Source organism: Sulfitobacter sp. M368, from assembly GCF_025141875.1.
GTDB classification, from domain to species: domain Bacteria; phylum Pseudomonadota; class Alphaproteobacteria; order Rhodobacterales; family Rhodobacteraceae; genus Sulfitobacter; species Sulfitobacter mediterraneus_A.
On sequence record NZ_CP081113.1, the window covers coordinates 1,641,721 to 1,665,276 of the forward strand.

Genomic DNA, 23,556 nt, shown 5'->3' on the forward strand with positions numbered 1-23,556 from the left:
AACGGCGGGCCCATCAGCCCGCCGTTTCATACCGTTATCCTGACCTCAAAACCCTTCCGGGCTTTGCTGCCAAGGCTTTGCAAGATTGCCAAAGCGGGTGAACTCGCTTTCAAAGCTCAGCTCGACCGTGCCAATTGGACCGTGGCGCTGCTTGCCAATGATCACCTCGGCCTTGGCGTGCAGGCGGGCCATGCGTTCTTGCCATTCGGCCATCTCGTCAAGACGTTCTTCGCCGGGCTTTTCCCGCTCGACGTAGTATTCTTCGCGGAACACGAACATCACCACGTCCGCATCCTGTTCGATGGAGCCGGATTCGCGCAGGTCTGACAGTTGCGGGCGCTTGTCTTCGCGGCTTTCCACCTGCCGCGACAGCTGTGACAGGGCGATCACCGGAATATCCAGTTCCTTGGCGATGGCTTTGAGACCCATGGAAATTTCGCCAATTTCCTGCACCCGGTTTTCAGCCGTGCCGCGCACCAACTGCAAATAGTCCACGATCAGCAGATCCAGACCGTGCGTCCGCTTGAGCCGCCGCGCCCGCGCAGAAAGCTGCGCAATCGGAATGGCAGCGGTGTCATCAATGAAAAGCGGGCAGGCCTCCAGTTCCTTGGCGGCGTTGACGAACCGCCGGAATTCGGTTTCGTCCATGTCGCCTTGCCTGATTTTGTGGCTGGAGATTTCCGACGCTTCCGCCAAAATCCTGCCCGCGAGCTGCTCGGCGCTCATCTCTAGGGAAAAGAACCCTACCACGCCGCCATCGACAGCCCCCTCGGTGCCGTCGGGGCGCGTGCCACGGCGATAGGCCTTGGCAATGTTGAAGGCGATGTTGGTCGCAAGCGAGGTTTTGCCCATCGACGGACGACCGGCGAGGATCAAAAGGTCCGACTTGTGCAAGCCACCCAGCTTGTTGTCCAGATCGTTCAGTTTGGTGGACAGCCCTGCAAGCCCGCCTTCGCGTTGATAAGCGGCGTTGGCAACATTAACAGCATCGGTTACCGCCTTGAGAAAGCTTTGAAAACCGCTTTCGGTCTGGCCTTGCTCAGCCAGCTTGTAAAGCTGTTGCTCGGCCTCGACGATTTGCTCGCGTGGCTCTGATTTGACATCGACCTGCGCGGCCTTGGCCGATATGTCCCGGCCCAGTTGGATCAGGTCGCGGCGGACCGCCAGATCATAGATCATCTGGGCATAGTCGCGCACCGCAAAGGCAGAGATCGCAGCGCCGGCCAGACGGGCCAGATAGGCCGGACCGCCCAATTCCCTGAGGCCTTCGTCATCTTCCATGAAGGCTTTGAGAGTCACGGGCGAGGCAAGGTTGTTCTTGGCGATGCGGGCGGCCGCAATGTCGAAAATGCGGGCATGAACCGGATCGTAAAAATGCTTGGCCGTGATGATCGAGGCAACACGATCATAAATGTCGTTATTGGTCAGTATCGCACCCAGAAGCTGTTGTTCAGCCTCGATGGAATGCGGCATTGTTTCAGGGGCCTGCACAGCGATCTGGTTCGCGTTCAGCGATGTTATTTCGTTCATTATCTCACCCTGTCTGTCCCGCTTCTGTCATAGACAGAGGCGCGGATCGGCGCAAATTGTATGTTTATGTGGATAAGTTGTGGAAGGCTTTGCGCACACTTCATCTTGCCCCGAAAGGGCATGCGACGTCAACATATTGTGGGTTTAGGGCCGTTAGACTTTTCGGGCGTCCTGCCATTCTTTTGGTGCGTTCAAGAACGCCTCAACTTCGGACAGGGTGCTTTCGTCAAACGCGCCCTGCGCCTTGGCTTCGGCCAGAACGTCCCACCATGTGCACAGGCTGTGCAGGGCCACGCCGTGATCGCCAAGGGTCTTTTCGGTCTGCGGGAAGATACCGTAATAAAAGATCACCGCCGTATGGGCGCAGGTCGCGCCGGTCTCGCGGATGGCGTCCACAAAGCTCAGCTTTGATCCGCCGTCGGTGGTCAGATCTTCGACCAGCAGCACACGTTCACCTTCGCTCATCGCGCCTTCGATCCGGGCATTGCGGCCATATCCTTTGGGCTTCTTGCGCACATAGGTCATCGGCAGCGCCATGCGTTCGGCGACCATGGCGGCAAAGGGAATACCTGCGGTTTCGCCGCCTGCAATGTTGTCAAACGCCTCAAAACCTGCGTTGCGCATCACGGTGACGGTGAGAAAATCCATCAAGGTGCTGCGAATGCGCGGATAGCTGATCAGCTTGCGGCAGTCGATATAGGTGGGGCTGGGCAGGCCGGAGGCCAGGGTGAAGGGTTCATCGGCGTTGAAATGCACCGCCTTGATCTCAAGCAGCATCCGGGCGGTGAGGCGGGCCATTTCTTCGGCGGTGGGGTAGCTGGAAGGGATCATGCAGGCGGTCCTTTGGTGGCAGGCTGGGATTGAAATTTAAGCAACACGCCAGTGCAGTGGCATATCGGGATCAAAGACGGTGACGGGGCCATCGGGCGTGTCTATCTGCACAGGAAAGCTGGGCGTTTCGCGGATCAGGGTGATCTGGTCCTCGTTCGCTGGCAGGCCGTAATAGGCAGGCCCGTTCAGCGATGCGAAAGCCTCAAGCTGATCAAGTTTGCCTTCTTGTTCAAACACTTCAGCAAGGATCGACATGGTGTTGGGCGCAGTGAAACAGCCCGCGCAGCCGCAAGGCAGCAGCTTGTTGGCGTCGGTGTGCGGGGCGCTGTCGGTCCCAAGGAAAAACCGTGGATCGCCGGATGTGGCCGCGGCCCGAAGGGCAAGACGGTGGGTTTCGCGTTTGGCCACGGGCAGGCAGTAGTAATGCGGCTTGATACCCCCGGCGAGGATATGATTGCGGTTGATCACCAGATGGTGCGTCGTGATTGTTGCCGCGAGGTTCTGATCCGCGCAGCGCACATAATCAGCGGCATCTTTTGTGGTGATATGTTCCATGATGACGCGCAGCGCCGGATGGTCCTTGCGGATGGGGTCTAGCACACGGTCGATGAACACGGCCTCGCGGTCAAAAATATCCACGTCGCTGTTGGTCACTTCGCCATGGGTGCAAAGCGGCAGGCCGATTTCGGCCATTTTTTCAAGGACTTTTGCAACTTTGTTAAAGTCGCTGACACCGCTGGCGGAATTGGTTGTTGCGCCTGCGGGGTATAACTTCACCGCTTTCACCAGCCCACTGGCATGGGCGGCGGCCAGATCTTCGGGATCTGTATCTTCGGTCAGGTAGAGTGTCATTAACGGCTCAAAATCACTGCCCTCGGGCAATGCGGCCATGATGCGCTCGCGGTAAGCGGCGGCGTCGGCACCGGTCACAACCGGCGGCACCAGATTGGGCATGATGATGGCGCGGGCAAAGTGATTGGCGGTATGGGGCAGCACGGCGCGCAGCATATCGCCATCGCGCAGGTGCAAATGCCAGTCATCGGGGCGGCGGAGTGTCAGGCTCTGTGTCATGGCGCTTCCGCTAGCACAGAGCGTTTGCCAATCCTAGCCTTGTTCTGCTGCTTTCTGCTCTGGTTCTTCGTCGTATTCGCGCAGCTTGTTGGCGAATTTGCGGGCGTTCATGCGGCTTGTTACATTGCGGCACAGCGCGAGAAGCATCGGAATACGTTCCTCGGCTTCGAGGTGTTTCATCAGATTGCGCAGGTAGGGGCGGTAGTCGCGGCGGGCGCGGTACATCTTGGCAAAGCGGCGCACGGTCAGCCGGTCATCCGCTGCAGCGCACAGCAGCGCCTCCCATTGTTCCATCTCCAGCAGATCTGTCTGCAAGGCGCCGCCCATATAGGGCATCCGCAGTTTGCGCACATTGGGACGGGTGAAAAGTGCGGCGTGAACGGCATCAAGCTGTTCACGCGGGTCATACATCACATAGGCCTGTTCGGCCGCATCCAGCATATCGGGGGCATAGCCATAGCGGGATGTAAAATCGATGATCCGCATCTCGGTAAAGCGGTTGTCCCATTCGGTGACGCGCGGGTCCAGCGTGGCCTGCGGCTGGATCGCCACCACACGGGCGCCGGGGGCAGCCACCGAAAAGGCGGCGGCGGCATAGCCGCAGGGACCAGCGCCATAAAACAGGATGGTCTCAAACTCGTCAAACACGCCTTCGTCGATCAGGCGGTCGAAAAAACCGTAAACCTTGTTGTCGCGGAACCATGTATCGCCATGGCTGATAATGCTGAGGCTGGACCAATTGTGGTTGCGGGCCATGTCCCAGGCCAGAGGTTGGCCATAGTCGGACAGGGCGTGAATGCCTTGAATGGTCTCGAAGGAGACCACCAATGTATCGCCTTTTTCAACATAAGCGGCAAAGTGGCGTCGGCCCAAAGGTTCGTAGAAACCTTCGTTTTCACAAATGCTTTCGATTGCACCAAGCCAGTCCCGCCGAGGCAGGTCTACCAGTGACATCTGAAGTGTGGGCGTCTCTTTTGTCATTGCCACGTCCTCAATAGCATATTCGCGCTTATTTTGTGCGCATTTGTATGAGGATTTACCGGCCCAATGCGGCGAAATTGCGGAAAATGCGTGTGAAAACAGTGAGGTTTAGTGGCGGTTTTGCGCCCTTCGCCCATAAGACATGAGGAAACTAGCGGTTTCAGAAGGGACCGGTTCAGAGGCTGGCGTCATCGCCAAACGGCCAAAAAGGGCGCGGTTCGGCTCTTCCAGCATCAGCGCGTCAAAGCGGTCTTTGCGCCATTGCACGGCTTGTTGGTGCAGCTCTCCCAGCACGGGATCGGCGTGCAATTCCGCCTGCAGGGCGTCGCGCCGGGGGGCCAATGCGGAAATGGAAGTGTCCGTGTCGGTGTTGAAATTCCGTTCGACCCAATAGTCCATGCCCAAACGGTCCTCGGCATGTACGGCGCGGCCACGGTCAGCCTTGAGAATATAGCTTTCCATCGCGCCAAGGGGGTAATGGTTCAACTGCACCAGAGGTGTGTTGTCCTGCCGGAAATCGGAAAAGATCCCCTTGGTGCGGAAGCTGTCATCCAAAGCCTCTCCGCGCCCGTCAAACCATTGCGCCTCGCTCAGGCGGGTTTTGTCTGGATCACGGGGCCGGTGCACGCCGGGTTTGCGGTAGATCCCGTCATTGCGATACAGCGTTTTGAACATCGCCGCCCGCCACGGCCAAGGCATGACCTTGGGGGCGCACCGGGTGAAGGTCTCTGTCACGGGCACATCTGCGTAGCGGGCAATGCCGCCATTGCCAAACAGCCGCCATGTCAGCGTGATCGCCGTTGCCTCGGGCAGGGCGGTGTGCAGCGCGGCCAACGTGTGATCGCCGCAGTGAATGTTCACAAATTCGTCCACGTCCAGCGGCAAAATCCACTCGGCCCGCTTGACCGCATCCAGCTTGGACGCTTGTTTGAGCGCGGTAAACTGAATGCCGCCACTGTCGTAGGGGCCGCCATTGCGGTGATGGGTCAGCCAGCCAATGTCTTGCAACCGGTCCAGAATTTGATCGGTGCCATCGCTGCAGTCATTTGAAAAGACAATAAAATCGTCAAACCCGCAGGCACGGTGATGGGCCAGCCATTCCAGCAGAAACGCGCCTTCGTTCTTGACGCAGAGGATGGCGAGGTGGGTCACTTACCAATCCGTCCGAAAGGCCAGAACCTTGCCATGCGAGCCGCGATGGTAATAGGCCAGACCGGCATCCATAAAGGCGCGGAAGACCTTGTTGATGCCCTCTGGCCCGATCCACTGTGGATGGGTTTCGATGATTGCGGCCCTGAGACCGGTCAGATCCAATTGCGGGATCAGATCGACCTCGGCCCCCTCGATATCGCAGATCAGGACGGTTGCACCAATCTCCTTGAAGGTCGCTTTGGCATTCAGCACGTCCACCTTTGCAGAGGGTGGATCAACCTCACCCTCCAGCACCTGCATGGACGAGCCAAGCATGGGTTCGCGCACATAAAAATCCACCGATCCCTTGCGCGGACCTAGGATGGCGTTGGTCACATGGGCGTTGGTCACGTTATTGGCCACGTGGACCGAGCGGATATAGGGGATCAGGTTTGGATTGGCTTCAAATACATGCACCGATTTGATCGCGCGTTTGGTGGCCACCAGCGTGGACATATACCCGATACCGCCGCCCAGTTCGACCACCACATCGCCCTCGCGCACCACACGCAGGGCGGCTTCGGTTTCTTTGGCCTCATAGGAATTGGACCGCAACAACCGGCGAATTTTACCCTGCATGATCTCGGGGTGCTTGGGAAATTTCATCCCGCGAGACCGGACAAATCCTGTGTCTTCAGTCGCTTGGCCGTCCATGCTCAACTCTCCATATCCAGCGAAAGGGCATAGGCCACCCGTTCGGTTTCGTTCAGCTTGACCTCAAGCGCCTGGCGGTAAAGATCCTGAAATTCCGGCATTTGGTGCAATTCCCTTGCCTTGGCCTTGTGCCATTCGAAACCGTCCTGATGGGCTTGGCGCAGTATGTCGTCCCGCATCAAATCATCATATTCGGCGCGGACACGGGGAATGTTGCGTTTGATGGTGATGTCGCGGAAATCGGACCAGTCCATCCGAATCCAGTAGTTGATGCCGATCGAGCGATCCACATGCAACGCGCGTCCTCTTTGCCGTTTGATCAGGAAACTCTCGGCAGAGCGCAGCGCATAATGGTTCAGCTGCAAAAGGTCGTAACCGATGTTGTTCTTTGAGGACCGCCAGCCGTTATGCGCGGCGTCGCGGGTCATATCCTGACCGGAGCCGTTTACCCATTTGATTTTGTTTTCAAACCCTTCGTCCAGTTTGTTGGGACGGTGGCAGGAAATTTTGGCATAGGCCCCGATGTTGCGGAACATCGTCTTAAACCCCCAGACCGTATGCGGCTTGGGGCAGTATTTCGGCGCACAGGCGTCAAATTGATCAATCACAAAGGCATCGTTCAATTGGGTGATCCCGTTGTGCCCGAACAGCCGCCATGTCATCGCGATATTGGTGGCATCCGGCACAGCGGCAAAGAGATCATCCAAAGTCCCGTTACCGGTGCGCACGTTCATGAACTCGTCCACGTCGATGTGAATGATCCATTCCGCTTTTTGGATGACGGGCTCTTTCAGGGCTTGGTTCAGCGCATATTGCTGCGGGGAATTGCCTTTCCAGTTGTCGTTGTTGCGGTGCTGGATCACGCCCATATCCTGCAAGCGGCCCAGAACCTCGTCCGTGCCATCGCTGCAATCATTGGTGTAGATCAGGAAGTTATCGACCCCGATGGCGCGGTGATAGGCGATCCATTCCACGATATAGGGCGCTTCGTTTTTCATGCAGCCGACGATGACATTGCCGCTGCTGCCGGGGGCCAATTTGCGGGGCGGGGCGATGGTGTAGGCGGCTGCCAGTTCCTCTTCGTTGACCGCGCCCAGATTGTTGTGGGGTCTGAACTGCGTGTTCAGGATCATTTCGTGGTTCAGCTTGACCCGATTGAGCAGACGGGCATTGCTGGCCTGCTGATCTGCGTCAGCGGTATCATCTGATAAAAGCGTATCGAATTTCGCAGTGGCCTCTTTCGCCGCCGCCGCTTCGGCGCGTTTTTCGGCGACGGGGGTGCTGTTCTTGCGGATCTGGTGGGCATAGGCGGCAAGGTATTGTGTTGCGCGGTACCCATTGGTGGGATCAGCCTCCTGCCAAGCCACAGTTGGTGCATCAGGGGTCAGCGCGCCAGCCAGACCAGGAAAGGCCTTGATCAGCTTGGCATTGTCTTTGGCAAAATGGTCCGAGACCGCAAAGAGGCTGCCGGGCGCGGTGGGCGGGCCGGGCACGCGCAGGCTCATCCGCATCTGCTGGCATAGGTCACGCGGCACAATGATGTCTTTGGCCTGCGCATGGCGGATCAATACCTCGTTGAACTGCCGCATCCGGGTGAGAGAGGCCGCAGGCTCGGGATGGAACACCCGCTCCTCTGCCATCTTGCCAAGGTTTGCGCCGAGGCCCAGCATATCCACCAGTTCATCGGTGCAGGTTTCTGACCTCAAAGCGGCCAGATCAAGCGGGCGCAGGTGCATTTTGCCTTTGCCAAAGACCGTTTCCCAATGATCAAGCAGCGCGGCATAGTCCAGCCAATGCGGCGGATGTTGTACATCGTCAAAGAGGCCCGCATAGGTGTCCGGCCCCTGTCGCAAGGCCAATGCGCCGGCCCACCAATTGCTGCCTTTCGCCAGATCAAGCTCTTGCTGCAACGAATGCCGCCGCCCGTCCAGAATCGCCGTGATGTAATGCGCCGCCAAGGCCCGAGCCTGTTCCTCAACATGAGCCACGATTTGGATGTCATCGAAATAGGGCGCCAAAAGGCCGTGCAAACGTTTGATTTCCGATGGTTTCGTCAGCAGAGACCCCAATTGTGCCGCGCTGAACACCACATGATCAGCTGGCGCTTCAGGCAATTCTTTGTCAAACAATGTCTGAAACTCATGCGCCATGGTCTGCTGCACCAAGGCGCTGTCCATCCCGCGTTTGTGGCGCAGCGAGGTCACATCGCCTGTTTCCGCGCAGGCGGCATAGAGCCTTACATGGTTCCACTCCGGCACCCAAATGCCCTGTTTCTCCAGCGCGGCCGCCTTTTGTTTGAACATCGCACGAAACCGCGCGGCGGCTTTCTCATTGGGTCCGATCAGCAGTGTCAGACGCATCAGTTTGCCTCTTCCGCTTTGACCTTGCCGACATTGGCCTGTCCCCACCACGGCAGTTCAATGCCCAGATAGGCGGCAAGCTTTTCAGGCGCTTGGCTGTCTTCGATATCATAGGCATGGAAATTGTCGCAGCCCTGAAAGACACGGTCACAAAAGGCGTAATGTCCTTCCATCCATCGGGCAAGTTCTGTCTCGCTCTGGCCAAAGCCACGCGGCAGGCCGGGAATATCGGCCTGTGGCAGTCGGCGTTTGCCAAGATTGTTCCACCGCATCATGCTGTTGGCTGCCTTGGCCGGATCGCGGCGCGTCAGTACGAATTTGACGCCGGGGTGGTGCTTCTGGATGGCGCTCAGCAGACCCCAATCGGTTTGCGGCCACAAGGACCGATCCTCGCGCACGGCCGACATTTCGTTCACGGCGTCAAACTCATCCAGCCGCGCCAATGGATCGCCGCTGTCGAAATAATCGGTATAGATTATTTTCCCCAGATGCTGACGCGGAATGTCATTGCGGGTGGATTGGCCGGGGCGGATCTTCCAATCGGCGACCGTCAAACCAGCGGCTCGCAAGGCCTCGGTCAGGGTGGTGGTGCCGGTTTTGGGCAGGGCCAGATTGACAATGCGCAGGCGGGTCATGGCTGTGCCCCTTCGTCCATTCCGATCTCTTCTCGGATTGCGGCCTCAGCAGCGCAATAACGGCTGGCATTGCGCAATTGGTCCTGCATGGCGCGGTAACTGTCCTGGGACAGCAACTCGTCGCGTTTGGCGCGGTGAAGGGCGACTGCCTCCGCATGCAGGTCCGCAACGCCGGGGAGGGCTTTGAGGCGGTTCATCTCTTCGCTCAGCGCATCGCGGTATCGCAAGATGCTGTCATCAAAGAACGCCCCATCGTTGCGCTCGCGCCAATAGCTGTCGTCAAAGGCACGGTGTTCGCGGTTCACATCGCCCCGGTCGTTCTTGACCAGATAGCTGTCGAGCGAGCGTAGGGCATAATGGTTCAACGTGGCAAATCGCCGGGCACCATGGGCGGGAAAGGCGCGGATGCGGCGCTTGTTGGCGCGGCGGCGGAACGGGCCGGGCACAGGACGGCCCGCGCCATCGGTCCAGCTTGGCCGCTCTTCCTTTGGCACATCCTCATTATGGAAGGGACGATGCGCACCATAGTAATCCAGTGGGAAATCCCCACGTACCAGGCTTTTGACTTCAATCGCCGTGTCGGCGCACCAGATGTCAGGGTTGTGACTGCGCAAAAATTGGGCGATCACCGGCTCATCTTCAAAGGTCTCTATACCGTCGTTGGCAAAGAACTGAAACGTGACCGAGATTGCCTGCGGATTGCCGCATGCATGGATCAGCGCGGGGATCGTATGATCGCCCACATGAATGTTGAGAAATTCGTCCACATCCGCCACCCAGACCCAATCGGCATTGCGGATCAAGGGATGCTTTCGCGCCTTTTTCAGCGCTTGCATCTGGTAATTGCGGTTGGTCGCCGGATTGGGCAGATGCGCGACCATGCCGTGATCCTCCAGCCGGTCCAGCAAACGGTCGGTCGCATCGGTGCAATCGTTGGAATAAAACAGAAAATCGGTCACGCCGATCACACGGTGAAAGGCGATCCACTCCAGCAGGAACGGGCCTTCGTTCTTGACACAGGTCACAGCGGTGATGCGCATATCAGGCCGCACCGCCCGCATTGGGGATGTAGATATTCTGTCTCATAGCCGCCTCTGGGCCGGGTGCGAGATGCCCCGAAACCTCATATTATTCGCCTCTGAGTATGGCAGGGCGGCTGAATCGCGTCAATCTTTGCAGCAGCAGGCGGGCAGGGCGTGACATATCCGCCAGCACGGCTTGACGCTGCGCCGCCAAGATGCACCTTTGAGGCAAGAGGAGCTGCCATGCCAGACATATCCAGTATCGACGCCGTTCAGAAAATGCTGGACGATCAGGGCTATATCAGCGACCGGGCTTTGGGCACCGTGGTGTTTCTCGCCCTCTCGCTTGGCCGGCCGCTGTTTCTCGAAGGGGAGGCTGGCGTGGGCAAGACCGAGATTGCCAAGGCATTGGCGGCGGGTCTGGACCGCCGCTTGATCCGCCTGCAGTGTTACGAGGGGCTTGATGCCTCTTCTGCAGTCTATGAGTGGAACTTTCCGGCCCAGATGATTGCGATCCGCACGGCCGAGGCCACGGGCAGTGCCGACAGTGCCGCGCTCAATACCCAGCTTTTCAGCGATGACTATCTGATTGAACGCCCTCTGCTCGAGGCGATGCGCCCCGATGAAAACGGCGCGCCGGTGCTGCTGATTGATGAGCTGGACCGCACCGATGCCCCATTTGAGGCGTTCCTGCTCGAAGCGCTCAGCGATTTTCAGGTCACCATCCCCGAACTTGGCACGATCAAGGCGCCAGAGCCGCCGATCGTGATCCTGACCTCGAACCGCACCCGCGAGGTGCATGACGCGCTGAAACGGCGCTGCCTTTACCATTGGGTCGATTACCCCGGTTTCGACCGCGAAATGGAGATTATCGCTGCGCGCGCGCCCGAGGCATCAGAGGCGCTCAGCCGGGAGGTTGTCGCCTTTGTCCAGCAATTGCGCACCGAGGATTTGTTCAAGAAACCCGGCGTGGCCGAAACCATCGATTGGGCCAAATGCCTTCTGGCCCTCGACGTGATCAGTCTCAGCCCCGAGGTGATCGCCGACACATTGGGCGCGATCCTGAAATACCAAGATGACATTGCCAAACTGCAAGGGTCCGAGGCCAAACGCATCCTTGATCAGGCCAGGGCCACGCTGGAAGTGGCATGACCCCCTTTTTGGCCCAAAATACTCCGGAGGTTTGGAGGCAGAGCCTCCAATCAGCCATTCATGGCTGAACATCTGCCCCTCGATCTGCCCGATGATCCCAAATTGGCGGGCAACATCACCCATTTCGCCCGCGCTCTGCGCCGGGCGGGGTTGCCCATTGGCCCCGGACGGGTGATCGACGCGATCCGCGCGGTGCAGGTGGCGGGTTTCACTGAAAAACGCGATTTCTACTGGACCCTGCATGCCTGTTTTGTGAACCGCCCGGAGCACCGCCGGGTCTTTGCGCAGATCTTCCGGCTTTACTGGCGTGATCCGCGTTATCTGGAACATATGATGTCGGCGATGTTGCCTGCGATCCGCGGGGTACAGGAGGACAGACCGGCCCAAGCGGCGGAAAAACGCGCGGCGGAGGCCTTGTTGGACGGCGCAGATGCGCCGCTACCGCAGGATGAAGACGAGACCGCCCAGGATGATCCATTATTGGAAGTGGACGCCAGCCTGACCATGTCGGCCACCGAACGGTTGCGCCAACTGGATTTTGAACAGATGAGCCTTGCCGAAATTGCCCAGGCCAAACGCATGCTGGCGCGGCTGACCCTGCCGGTCAATCCCTTGCCGTCGCGCCGGGCCATGGCCGCGCCGCGCGGGCGCATCGATGCCGCCCGCACCCTGCGCGGGGCATTGCGCAGAGGCGGCGAGATGCACCGGCTTGTGCTCAAGACCCCGCGCCCGCGTTACCCCAATCTGGTGGTGCTGTGCGACATCTCAGGGTCCATGAGCCAGTATTCGCGAATGATCCTGCATTTTCTGCATGCTGTCAGCAACGCGCAGGGGGCAGGTTGGGCCAGGGTGCATGCCTTTACCTTTGGCACACGCCTGACCAATATCACCCGCCATCTGGCCACCCGTGATGTGGATGCGGCGCTGGCGGCGGCGGGGGCCGAGGCGCAGGACTGGGAAGGCGGCACCCGGATCGGGGCCAGTCTTGAGGCATTCAACCGCGATTGGTCGCGGCGGGTCATGGGGCAGGGTGCGGTGGTTCTTTTGATCACCGACGGGCTGGATCGAGATGCGCCCGAGGACTTGGGGCGGCAAATGCAGCGTCTGCATCTGACCGCGCGGCGGCTGATCTGGCTGAACCCGCTGCTGCGCTGGGATGGATTTGCGCCGAAGGCGGCAGGCATTCGCGCGATGTTGCCTCATGTGGACAGTTTCCGCGCCGGTCATTCCATCGCCTCGTTGGAAGCTTTGGCCGAGGCTTTGTCACGTCCCGATGACAGCGGCGAAAAGCAGCGCCTGTTGCTGGCCATGGAGCAATGAGCGGCTGCGCCGCATTCGGTGTTTGATTTTTCCGGTTTTCGCTGCGGGCTCACCTGACCCAAAGGGTCCGGGGTGCATCCCTTGCTTGAGCCCTGTCTGCCCAATCTTCTCGTCCCGCTCAAGACAAATAGCCGTATCCCCTGCGGGGGCCCTCGGCGATTTGTCTTGACCGTGCCGCGCTGATCGGGCCGCCCGTGCACAAGCAAGGGCGGCTCCGGACCCAAAGGATCAGGCGAAAGTATCCGCGAAGGTGGTACGGTAGATGGTTTTGAGCTCTTCGAGCGGGGCGGAGGTGCCGCCGAAGGACACATCACTGCCGCCGAATTTGCCGACCGTATGCAGGGGCAGACCTGCGGCACCTGCGGCGGTCATCAAGGCTTCGGCCTGATCAAAGTTGCAGGCGATCAGGTAGCGGGCTTGATCTTCGCCAAACAGCGTCGGCGTGTCTGCGGTGTCGAGGGTGACGCCCACATCTGCGGCTTCGGCCATTTCAAAGGCGGCCAGTGCCAGACCTCCATCACTGAGGTCGGTGCAGGCTTTGATCAGGGCACGGTTGGCGCGGATGAAATCCCCGTGGGCTTTTTCTGCGGCCAGATCAACATGGGGCGCGTCGCCATCCGCGCGGCCAAAGACCTGTGCCAGCAGCGCCGATTGGCCGAGGTGGCCCGCGGTGTCGCCCAGAACCAGCGCAAGATGACCTTCGCGGACTTCGCAGCCGATCAGATCGTCGGTGTGGTCCAGCAAGCCCACTGCGCCGATGGTGGGTGTGGGCAGGATCGCCGCGCCGTCGGTTTCATTGTAGAGCGAGACATTGCCCGACACGATAGGCATATCCAGCGCCTCAACCGCCGCGCCGATGCCTTTGATCGCACCTACAAATTGGCCCATGATCTGCGGCTTTTCGGGGTTGCCGAAGTTCATGTTGTCGGTGGTGGCCAAAGGCCGTGCGCCAACAGCGGTCAGGTTCCGGTAGGCTTCCGCGACCGCCTGCTTGCCGCCTTCGAAGGGGTTCGCCTTGACATAGCGCGGGGTCACATCGGAGGTGAAGGCAATTGCCTTGTCGGTGCCATGCACCCGGATAATTCCCGCGCCAAGGCCGGGCGTGCGGGCGGTGTCGCCCATCACCATGGTGTCATATTGTTCATAGACCCAGTTCTTGGCGGCATAGTTCGGATCACCGATCAGCGCCTTGAGCCCGTCAATCGGGTCGACCCCCGGCACATCAGCCATGGGTTCGGCTGGCGGGGTTTCGACCCAGGGGCGGTCATATTCAGGGGCGGTGGAGGCCAGTTTGCTGAGCGGCAGGTCGGCCTTGACCTCGCCGTTCAGCATGATCAGGAACCGGTCATCGGCCAGCGTTTCCCCGACAATGGCAAAATCCAGATCCCATTTGTCGAACACGGCTTTGGCTTCTGCCTCAAGCTCGGGGCGAAGGACCATGAGCATGCGTTCCTGTGATTCCGACAGCATCATCTCATAGGCGGTCATGTTCTCTTCGCGCGTGGGCACCTTTTCAAGATCAAGGCGCACACCAAGTTTGCCTTTGTCGCCCATTTCCACGGCAGAGCAGGTCAGACCCGCCGCGCCCATATCCTGGATCGAGATCACCGCACCTGTCGCCATCAGCTCCAGCGTGGCTTCCATCAGGCGCTTTTCGGTGAAGGGGTCGCCGACCTGCACGGTGGGGCGCTTTTCTTCGATCGTGTCGTCGAATTCGGCCGAAGCCATGGTCGCCCCGCCAACGCCATCACGGCCGGTTTTGGCACCAAGATAGACCACCGGCATGCCCACGCCCGAGGCAGCGGAGTAGAAAATCTTGTCGGCATCTGCGAGGCCTGCGGCAAAGGCATTGACCAGGCAATTGCCGTCATAGGCCGCATCAAAGCGCACTTCGCCGCCCACGGTTGGCACGCCAAAACAATTGCCATATCCGCCGACGCCGGCCACCACACCATGCACAAGCTGGCGGGTCTTGGGGTGATCGGGGCGGCCAAAGCTGAGCGCGTTCATCGCCGCGATGGGGCGGGCGCCCATTGTGAAGACATCGCGCAGAATCCCGCCCACGCCTGTGGCGGCCCCTTGGTAGGGTTCGATGTAGGAGGGGTGGTTGTGGCTTTCCATTTTGAAAACCAACGCCTGGCCGTCGCCGATATCCACGATGCCAGCGTTTTCGCCGGGGCCGCAGATGACCTGCGGGCCGGTCGTCGGCAGGGTGCGCAGCCACTTCTTGGAGGACTTATACGAACAATGTTCGTTCCACATTGCCGAGAAGATGCCCATCTCGGTGTAATTGGGGGCGCGGCCGAGGATGTTGTTCACTTCGGCGTATTCATCCGGGGTGAAGCCATGTGCGGCAATGATGTCTTCGGTGATGGCTGGTTCGGTCATGCGCGGTCCCCTTCGGCATTGATGCCGCGTCTCTTAGAGGATGGGCGGGCGCGGGGGAAGGGGGATACGCAAAAATGGGCGGCTTTCCGAAGTGGAAAGCCGCCCCTTGGTGCAGGGATGCCCGAAAGGGCGATCCGTTTACATCACGATGACAGTTGTGCGTGTTTCGTCATCGGCCTTGGAACCCTGCTGGGCCTTGAGGTAAAGCTCGTCCGCCGTGGTATCGATCACGATCTGGCCGTTATCGAGGCGCAGGCTGTCTGGCAGCAGCGTCACGACCAGCACTTCGGCGTCAATCTTGGTATCTTCTTCCAGGTCCACAATCATTTCAGGGTTGCCCTGGCCGTCGAAGCTGACGCCTTTCACAACGCCCAACACTTCACCGTCTTGGGTTTCGAAGTTGGCACCGACGGAGGCCTTCACCGCCGCGTATTCTTCATCGGTGAGGCTCATGGTAGTGGGGTCATAATCGGCGATGCCGAGACCATAGCGTTTGTTGTCCGTATCGTAATTGTTCAATGTCGAACCGCCATCAGTCGCGGGTACGTTCGCGCTCACTTCAGGCGAGTTGGTTGGCAGCTCATCAGCGATGGTGCCACTTGCATAGGCCATAGGGGCGGCGATCAGTGTGGCGACGGTGGTGGATGTCAGCAAAAGCTTGCGTGTCATGGTGTAAACTCCTTCATTCGTTACTCTCAGTCCGCATCGTCAGCGGTGTACGGTGAGACAACGGATGCCTGGGTGGGAAGTTCCAAAAAATTTTGAAAAACGGGTAGAGAATTTGTTTAACTGACTGTTTTATATCTGTTTATCGGGTTTTGATTTTTCTGGCGTTGCGCCGACCCGGTAGGAACAGAGGCACGTTCAGGTCGTATGCAGTGGGGTGATGGACCGATCCTCAGACCGATGCGCAAAAAAAAGGCCGAGCATTACGCTCGGCCAAGTCCAACAGGGAGGTATGAAGCGACGCGCCCTCGGGCGGTCAATCTTCATGATGGTCAATTAGGCAGCAGTGCTGCTTCGATCAAGTCAGTTTTGACCATTTAGTAAGCATGTCCGGTATGCGCGCCGTGCATAGCTTAGTCTTTTTCTTTTTCTCTCAATTGCTTGCGGTAAGAAATGATCTCATCCTGAACGAAGTCTTTGAAGGCCGCAACGCGCTTGGATTGGCGCAATTCTTCGGGATAGGCCAGAAAAACAGGCACATCTGCCGACTCAACTTCGGGCAGGACTTGCACCAGATCGGGAAAATCCTGCGTTAGGTAGTCCGGTAGAACCCCAATCCCCAGATCATGCAGAACCCCCTGCAGCACGCCGAAGTAATTGTTCACGGTCAGCATGGACCGCACATCATTCAGCATCAGTTGCTGTACAAGGTTCTGACCTGCCGCAACTTGATCGCTGTCGGTGTTCTGGCAAATCAGTCGGTGATTGGACACTTCTTCGATGGTTTGCGGGTTGCCGTGTTCGGCCAGGTATTTCGGGCTGGCATAAAGGCACATGCGTACATTCATCAAACGTTTGCGAATAAGGTCCGCTTGGGAGGGCTCTTTCATACGGATCGCTACGTCCGCCTCGCGCATCGGCAGGTCCAATACCCGTTCCTCCAGCATCAGGTCGACCTTTAGATCGGGATATTTCTCGTATAACTTTGGCAGCCGGGGTGCCAGCCACAGGGTGCCAAAGCCGGTGGTGGTGGTGACGCGCAATTCGCCAAACACCTCTTCTTCGCTGTCGCGAATGCGGGCGGCAGCGGCATCGACACGTTTGGTCATCGCAGAGGTGGCATCAAAAAGCAGCTCGCCCTGCTCGGTCAGGATCAGCCCCCGCGCATGGCGGTGAAACAGGTTCGTGTTAAGCTGTTCCTCTAGGCCGCGAATCTGCCGTGACACGGCAGATTGCGACAGGTTCAGCTTCTCGCCCGCGTGGGTCAGGGACCCGGCATCCGCTACGGCGTGAAATATTCTGAGTTTGTCCCAATCCATCGTCCCGCGATCCTATTCTTTTTTGCGTTAGTCCTAACCTAAATTGGACCAAAAGACAGGGGTTGGATCGGCAGATTTGCACTTATGCACAAAAAACACGCTATACAGGTCAGCAATTGTGACCTATATAGCCGTCCATATCTGTTTGCCATCGCGCCCTAAGGGAGGACCGCCATGACTGCCCCTAAGATTTCGCTGAACGACCGTTTTGATCTGGAAAAATCACCTGTGCTGCTCAATGGCACGCAGGCGCTTGTGCGTCTGATGATGATGCAATCGGCGCGGGACAGGGCCGCGGGTCTCAACACTGCGGGCCATTGCACCGGCTATCGCGGCAGCCCTCTTGGCGGGGTCGATCTGCAGATGAGCAGGGCAGAGAAACTGTTGGCCGCGTATAACGTCAGTTTTCAGCCCGGCCTGAACGAAGATCTGGCCGCAACCGCCCTTTGGGGCACCCAGCAGGCCGAGCTGCGCGGCGAAGGCAAATATGACGGTGTCTTTGGCCTGTGGTACGGCAAAGGTCCGGGTGTGGACCGCACCGGCGACGTGATGCGCCACGCCAATATGGCCGGCAGTTCCAAGCATGGTGGTGTTCTGATGGCGATGGGGGATGACCACACCGGCGAATCCTCTACCGTGTTGCACCAATCGGAATGGGCGATGGTGGATGCCTATATGCCCGTGGTCAGCCCTGCGGGTGTTCAGGAAATTCTTGATTACGGTATTTACGGCTGGGCCTTGTCGCGGTTCTCTGGCCTTTGGGTGGGTCTCAAGACGATGAAAGACACCGTCGAGGCTACCAGCGTCGTCAATGGTGATCCAAACCGGATGAAACTGATCACGCCGGAGTTCGAGATGCCGGACGGCGGGTTGAACATCCGCCTTGGCGACACGCCGCATCTGCAAGAAATCCGGATGATCGATTACAAACGCTATGCCGCCGAAGCCTTCAGCCATGCCAATAAGATGGACAAGCGCATGTGGGGCAAGCGGGGGGCCAAGATCGGCTTTGCCGCTGCGGGCAAGAACTGGCTGGATCTGCTGCACGCGATGAGCCTGCTGAACATCGACGAGAACGAGGCGGAGCGGCTGGGCCTCACACTTTACAAGATCGGGCAGACCTTCCCGCTTGATATGAAGGGCTTTCATGAGTGGGCCGAAGGTCTTGATCTTGTTGTGGTGGTGGAAGAAAAGCGCAAGCTGATCGAAGTGCAGATCAAAGAGGCGTTGTTCTCGGATCAGCACCGCCGGGTCTATGGTTGGTACAAGGGCGGCGGTGCGGGGCTTGAGCATGGCGAAGAACTGTTCCCGACACGCGGAGCGCTTGATCCAATTCTGATTGCGGAAAAGATTGGCGGCATCCTTTTGGAAGAGGGGCGCGAGACCGATGGCATTCGCGCCGGGCTTGAGGCATTGGACAATGCCCGCCGCGCCGACAATGCCGAAGATATCGCGGCGCGTTTGCCGTATTTCTGCTCAGGCTGCCCGCATAATTCATCGACCAAACTGCCCGAGGGTGCGCGGGCCTATGCAGGCATCGGCTGTCACTACATGGTGCAATGGATGGACCGTGAGACAACCGGCTTTACCCATATGGGGGGCGAGGGCGCGAACTGGATCGGTGAGGCACCGTTCTCGAACCGCAAACATGTGTTCCAGAACCTTGGCGATGGCACCTACAACCACTCGGGCGTTCAGGCGATCCGCGCGGCCCTCGCGGCAGGCACCAACATCACCTACAAGATCCTTTACAATGATGCGGTTGCCATGACCGGCGGCCAGCACAACGAGGGCGATCTCAGTGCCCCGCGCATCGTCGCGGAACTGCAGGCGATGGGGGTCAAGACCCTTGCCGTTGTTTATGACGAGAAAGAAGACGTTGATTTTTCTGCGTTCAAAGGTGTTGAGCTGTTTGAGCGTGCCGAGTTGATGAATGTGCAGAAACATTTTGAAAAGGTCGAAGGCGTCAGCGCGATTGTCTATATCCAGACCTGCGCCGCCGAAAAACGCCGCCGCCGCAAACGGGGGCTGTTCCCCGATCCGGACAAACGGGTGTTTATCAACGACGCGGTTTGCGAAGGTTGCGGTGATTGCGGGGTGCAGTCCAACTGTGTCTCTATCGTGCCCAATGAAACCGAGCTGGGCCGCAAGCGTGCGATTGATCAATCGTCCTGCAACAAGGATTTTTCCTGCGTCAAAGGGTTCTGTCCGTCTTTTGTGACCCTCGAAGGGGCCAAGATCCGCAAGGATCCCACGACAGAGCTTACCATCCCCGATCTGCCGATGCCAAACCTGCCCAAAATCGACGGCACCCATAACGTGGTGATCACCGGAGTGGGCGGGACAGGTGTTGTGACCATTGGCGCATTGCTGGCACAAGCCGCCCAGTTGGATGGCAAAGGTGCGGGCATGATGGAAATGGCGGGCCTCGCGCAGAAGGGCGGCGCGGTGCATATCCACTGCCGCTTGGCCGAGCGGCCCGAAGATATCAACGCCATCCGCGTGGCCACGGGGGAGGCACATGCCTTGATCGGCGGCGATCTGGTGGTTTCAGCCGGGAACAAGACACTTGGTCTGACCAAGATGGGGCAAACCGGTGCTGTGGTGAACTCGCATCAGATCATCACGGGCGATTTCACCCGCGATACAGAATTCCAATTGCCCTACGACCGGCTTGAGCTGGCCCTGCAGGCGCGTCTGAAAGACGATGTGGCGCTGTTTGACGCCTCTGATCTGGCCAAGGCGGCGCTGGGCGACAGTATCTATTCCAACATGATGGTCTTTGGTGCGGCCTGGCAGCAGGGGCTTTTGCCGCTGTCATTGGAGAGCCTGCAAGAGGCCATCCGCATGAACGGTGCCGCAGTAGACCGGAACCTGAGGGCGTTCGAGATCGGGCGCTGGGCGGTGCTCTATCCACAGGACGCCGCAGAGGTCAGTAAACCCAAGGTGATCGCGCTGCCAAAAACGCTGAACGACAAGATCGCGTTCCGCAAGGAGCATTTGACCGCGTATCAAGGCAAACGGTTGGCCAAACGCTATGGCAAGATGCTGGATGGCATTTCGGATAGGGCGGTCAAAGAGGCGGCCGCGCTGGGCTATCACAAGTTGCTGGCCTATAAGGACGAATACGAAGTGGCGCGTCTGCTGCTGCAAAGCCGTGACAAGGCACGAGCGGAATTTGACGGTGATTTCAAAATGACTTTCAACCTCGCCCCGCCGATGCTGAGTGGCAAAGGGCCGGATGGTCGTCCCAAGAAACGCGAATTTGGCGAATGGTTGGAGACACCTTTGCGCCTGTTGGCCAAGATGAAGGGCCTGCGCGGCACGCCGCTTGACCCATTTGGCCGCACAGCAGAGCGCAAGATGGAACGGGCGCTGATCAAACAATATGAGCGTGATATGGCCGAAGTATTGCCGTTGCTCACAGATCAGACCCGTGATGCCATTGTTGCGCTTGCCGAATTGCCCCTGCAAATCCGCGGCTTTGGTCCGGTGAAAGAGGCAAATGAGGCCAAAGCGGCCAAGCGCCGCGAAGAGCTGTTGTCGGTGATCCGGGCGGGCGGCACCAAAACATCCAAGGCGGCAGAGTAACTTCGTCATGTAATCTTCGCAAAACCGTCGTAAATGGGGGCAGGGTGCCTGCCCCCATTTACGACCGGAAGAGAGATGACCAAAGACACCGCCGCATCCACCCGCGATATCTCTTACGCCTATTCCGCCGCATCGCGTGGTGGGCGAGCCCTGATCCGGTTGATGGAGAACAGCACCGGACGGCTGGGTCTGATCCGCCGTGCCTCCGGCTATGAGGAAGATATGCGTTCGGGGCGCAGCTTTTTTGACGTTATGGCAGATCGCTATGGGCTGAGCCTTGAGATCACCAGCGGGTCATTGGCCAATATCCCGCGCCATGGCCCCGTGATTTTGATCGCAAATCATCCCTACGGCATTCTTGACGGGCTTATGATGGGGCGAATGCTGTCACAGGCGCGCGGTGATTTCCGTATTGTGGCCCATTCGGTGTTCCGCCGTGCGCCCGATCTGGGCAAACACCTCCTGCCCATTAGCTTTGATGCGGATAAGGCGGCGCTGGCGTTGAACATCCAGACCCGAAAGACCGCGCTTGACTATCTGGGGCAGGGCGGTGCCATCGGTATCTTTCCGGGGGGCACTGTCAGCACAGCGGCAAGGCCGTTTTCGAAGCCGCTGGATCCGGTCTGGCGCAGCTTTACCGCGCGGATGATTGCAAAATCAGATGCCACGGTGGTGCCGGTCTATTTTGACGGGCACACCAGCCGAATGTTCCAGATTGCCAGTCACCTGCACAGCACATTGCGCATGGGGCTGTTGATCAAGGAATTTCGCAAACGGGTCGATACCCCGGTGCGCGTGGCCATCGGAGCACCCATCACCCGCGACATTCTGAACCCACTGTCAAAAGACGGCAAAGCGATGATGGATTTCCTGCGCAAAGCCACTTATGAGTTGTCCCAAGAGCCGGATCGCGCCAGCGAGTTGGGCTTTGAATTTGAAGAGCGGCATCGCGCTGCAAGGTGACAGTGACATGGCAGTAGGTATTTTTGACAGCGGCCTTGGCGGGCTGACAGTTCTGGATGCAGTGCAAAAGCGGCTTCCGGATACAGATTTTGTCTATTTGGCGGACAGCGCCCATGCACCCTACGGCGTGCGCACCGCCGATGATATCTACAACCTGACCGTGGCCGCTGTGCAGCGGCTGTTTGATGCGGGCTGCGATTTGGTGATTCTGGCCTGCAACACCGCTTCGGCCGCCGCGCTTCGCCGGATGCAGGAAAGCTGGGTGCCCGAAAACAAGCGTGTTCTGGGCGTGTTTGTGCCGCTGATCGAGGCGATGACGGAACGCCAGTGGGGCGATAACTCACCGCCCCGCGAGGTGGCTGTAAAACACGTGGCGCTGTTTGCCACACCCGCCACTGTGGCATCGCGGGCGTTTCAGCGGGAATTGGCCTTCCGGGCAATCGGCGTGGACGTTGAGGCGCAGGCCTGTGGCGGGATTGTGGATGCCATCGAAGACGGCGATTTCATACTTGCCGAGGCGATGGTGCGCAGCCATGTGGATGCGCTCAAACGCAAGATGCCCGATCCAGAAGCGGCGATCTTGGGCTGCACCCATTATCCCTTGATGCAAAAGGCCTTTCAGGATGCGCTGGGCCCGGATGTAAAAGTGTTTTCGCAGGCCTCTTTGGTGGCCGAAAGCCTCGCCGATTATCTGGAACGGCACCCCAACATGACGGGCAGCGGCACATCGTCGTTTTTGACAACGGGCGATCCAAAACGGGTCAGCAGCCGCGCAACACAGTTTCTGCGACGAGAAATCACATTTACCGCCGCCTGAAACTCTTGCACATCATACCCAAAGTGGGACCGACACATGACCTATAACATCGCCATCCTTGGCGCGTCCGGCTATACCGGCGCAGAACTGATCCGGCTCATCGCTGGCCATTCTTCTATGACAATCAAAGCCTTGGGAGGGAACTCCAAGGCCGGGCAGCAGATGTCTGAGGTGTTTCCGCACCTGCGCCATTTGGACCTGCCCGAACTGGTGACCATCGAAGATATCGATTTTTCCCAGATTGACCTGTGTTTCTGCGCCCTGCCGCACAAGACCTCGCAGCAAGTGATCGCCGCATTGCCCAAAACCTTGAAAATTGTCGATCTGTCTGCGGATTTCCGGCTCCGCGATCCGGCGGAATACGACAAATGGTATGGCAATCCCCATGCCGCGCTGGAACAGCAGGAAGAGGCGGTTTACGGGCTGACCGAATTTTACCGCGACGAGATCGCCACCGCGCGTCTGGTGGCGGGTACGGGCTGCAACGCGGCCACTGGGCAATTCGCACTGCGGCCGTTGATCGCCGCAGGGGTGATTGATCTGGACGAGATCATCATGGACCTGAAATGCGCGGTGTCGGGGGCAGGTCGGGCGTTGAAGGAAAACCTGCTGCATGCGGAGTTGTCCGAAGGTTATCATGCCTATGCCGTGGGCGGCACGCACCGGCATCTGGGCGAGTTTGACCAAGAATTTACCGCAGTTGCAGGACGGCCCGTGCAGGTGCAGTTCACGCCGCATCTTGTACCTGCGAACCGGGGCATTCTGGCGACCTGCTATGTCAAGGGCTCGGCTGAAGAGATCCATGCGACATTGCAAAAAGCTTATGCAGATGAACCCTTTATCGAGGTTCTGCCGATGGGCGAGGCGCCCAGCACACGGCACATTCGCGGCTCTAACTTCTGCCATATCGGGGTGGTTGCGGACCGGATCGAGGGCCGCGTGATCGTCATCGCCGCATTGGACAACTTGACCAAGGGATCGAGCGGTCAAGCCTTGCAGAACGCCAATCTGATGTTAGGTCTGGAAGAGACCGAAGGGCTGATGATGGCCCCTCTGTTCCCATGA

General features: G+C 58.8%; 18 protein-coding genes. 6 read left to right on the forward strand and 12 right to left on the reverse strand.

Annotated features, from left to right (window positions below):
* Positions 1-45: 45 nt before the first annotated feature.
* The 9 genes from K3754_RS08245 to K3754_RS08285 all read right to left on the reverse strand — a co-directional run bounded on the left by K3754_RS08245 (position 46) and on the right by K3754_RS08285 (position 10,293).
* Positions 46-1,530: a replicative DNA helicase gene (locus K3754_RS08245; protein ID WP_259942751.1), complete on the reverse strand. Its 1,485-nt coding sequence runs from the start codon at positions 1,528-1,530 to the stop codon at positions 46-48.
* 153 nt (positions 1,531-1,683) lie between these two features.
* Positions 1,684-2,361 (reverse strand): orotate phosphoribosyltransferase, encoded by a 678-nt coding sequence (locus K3754_RS08250; protein WP_203211488.1) that lies wholly within the window; start codon positions 2,359-2,361, stop codon positions 1,684-1,686.
* Positions 2,362-2,397: 36 nt separating this feature from the next.
* Entirely contained in the window at positions 2,398-3,432 is a 1,035-nt protein-coding gene (gene pyrC, locus K3754_RS08255; protein ID WP_259942753.1) for a dihydroorotase, read from the reverse strand.
* Between the two features lie 33 nt (positions 3,433-3,465).
* The gene (locus K3754_RS08260; protein WP_259942755.1) at positions 3,466-4,413 is read right to left on the reverse strand and encodes a phosphoadenosine phosphosulfate reductase; all 948 of its coding nucleotides are present in this window, start codon (positions 4,411-4,413) and stop codon (positions 3,466-3,468) included.
* Between the two features lie 108 nt (positions 4,414-4,521).
* Positions 4,522-5,565 carry a glycosyltransferase family 2 protein gene (locus tag K3754_RS08265; protein ID WP_259942757.1) on the reverse strand — a complete coding sequence of 348 codons (1,044 nt, stop codon included), beginning with the start codon at positions 5,563-5,565 and terminating at the stop codon, positions 4,522-4,524.
* Positions 5,566-6,258 carry an FkbM family methyltransferase gene (locus K3754_RS08270; RefSeq protein ID WP_259942759.1) on the reverse strand — a complete coding sequence of 231 codons (693 nt, stop codon included), beginning with the start codon at positions 6,256-6,258 and terminating at the stop codon, positions 5,566-5,568.
* Positions 6,259-6,260: 2 nt separating this feature from the next.
* The gene (locus tag K3754_RS08275; RefSeq protein ID WP_259942761.1) at positions 6,261-8,618 is read right to left on the reverse strand and encodes a glycosyltransferase family 2 protein; all 2,358 of its coding nucleotides are present in this window, start codon (positions 8,616-8,618) and stop codon (positions 6,261-6,263) included.
* On the reverse strand, positions 8,618-9,253 hold the full coding sequence (locus K3754_RS08280; RefSeq protein ID WP_259942764.1) for a sulfotransferase: 636 nt from the start codon (positions 9,251-9,253) through the stop codon (positions 8,618-8,620). The genes K3754_RS08275 and K3754_RS08280 overlap by 1 nt, the downstream gene beginning before the upstream one ends.
* Complete coding sequence (locus tag K3754_RS08285) at positions 9,250-10,293, reverse strand: glycosyltransferase family 2 protein (protein WP_259942766.1); 1,044 nt, start codon at positions 10,291-10,293, stop codon at positions 9,250-9,252. Before K3754_RS08285 ends, K3754_RS08280 begins: the two co-directional genes overlap by 4 nt.
* 225 nt (positions 10,294-10,518) lie before the next feature.
* Here K3754_RS08285 and K3754_RS08290 point away from each other — a divergent pair, with 225 nt between their 5' ends.
* Positions 10,519-11,427, forward strand: coding sequence for a MoxR family ATPase (locus K3754_RS08290; protein WP_259942769.1), 909 nt, complete (start codon positions 10,519-10,521; stop codon positions 11,425-11,427).
* Between the two features lie 60 nt (positions 11,428-11,487).
* On the forward strand, positions 11,488-12,747 hold the full coding sequence (locus tag K3754_RS08295) for a VWA domain-containing protein (protein ID WP_259942771.1): 1,260 nt from the start codon (positions 11,488-11,490) through the stop codon (positions 12,745-12,747).
* A gap of 228 nt (positions 12,748-12,975) precedes the next feature.
* Here K3754_RS08295 and purL read toward each other — a convergent pair whose 3' ends face one another.
* The 3 genes from purL to K3754_RS08310 all read right to left on the reverse strand — a co-directional run bounded on the left by purL (position 12,976) and on the right by K3754_RS08310 (position 17,120).
* Entirely contained in the window at positions 12,976-15,135 is a 2,160-nt protein-coding gene (gene purL, locus K3754_RS08300; protein ID WP_259942774.1) for a phosphoribosylformylglycinamidine synthase subunit PurL, read from the reverse strand.
* A gap of 138 nt (positions 15,136-15,273) precedes the next feature.
* Positions 15,274-15,804 (reverse strand): hypothetical protein, encoded by a 531-nt coding sequence (locus tag K3754_RS08305; protein ID WP_259942776.1) that lies wholly within the window; start codon positions 15,802-15,804, stop codon positions 15,274-15,276.
* 410 nt (positions 15,805-16,214) lie between these two features.
* Complete coding sequence (locus tag K3754_RS08310) at positions 16,215-17,120, reverse strand: LysR family transcriptional regulator (protein ID WP_203211476.1); 906 nt, start codon at positions 17,118-17,120, stop codon at positions 16,215-16,217.
* A gap of 174 nt (positions 17,121-17,294) precedes the next feature.
* Here K3754_RS08310 and K3754_RS08315 point away from each other — a divergent pair, with 174 nt between their 5' ends.
* The 4 genes from K3754_RS08315 (at position 17,295) to argC (ending at position 23,556) form a co-directional block, all read left to right on the forward strand.
* Positions 17,295-20,711, forward strand: a complete 3,417-nt coding sequence (locus K3754_RS08315) for an indolepyruvate ferredoxin oxidoreductase family protein (RefSeq protein WP_259942780.1) — start codon at positions 17,295-17,297, stop codon at positions 20,709-20,711.
* 75 nt (positions 20,712-20,786) lie between these two features.
* The gene (locus K3754_RS08320) at positions 20,787-21,674 is read left to right on the forward strand and encodes a lysophospholipid acyltransferase family protein (RefSeq protein WP_259942782.1); all 888 of its coding nucleotides are present in this window, start codon (positions 20,787-20,789) and stop codon (positions 21,672-21,674) included.
* Positions 21,675-21,681: 7 nt separating this feature from the next.
* Positions 21,682-22,491: a glutamate racemase gene (gene murI / locus K3754_RS08325; protein ID WP_259942784.1), complete on the forward strand. Its 810-nt coding sequence runs from the start codon at positions 21,682-21,684 to the stop codon at positions 22,489-22,491.
* A 36-nt stretch (positions 22,492-22,527) separates the two neighbouring features.
* Positions 22,528-23,556 carry an N-acetyl-gamma-glutamyl-phosphate reductase gene (gene argC, locus K3754_RS08330; RefSeq protein WP_259942786.1) on the forward strand — a complete coding sequence of 343 codons (1,029 nt, stop codon included), beginning with the start codon at positions 22,528-22,530 and terminating at the stop codon, positions 23,554-23,556.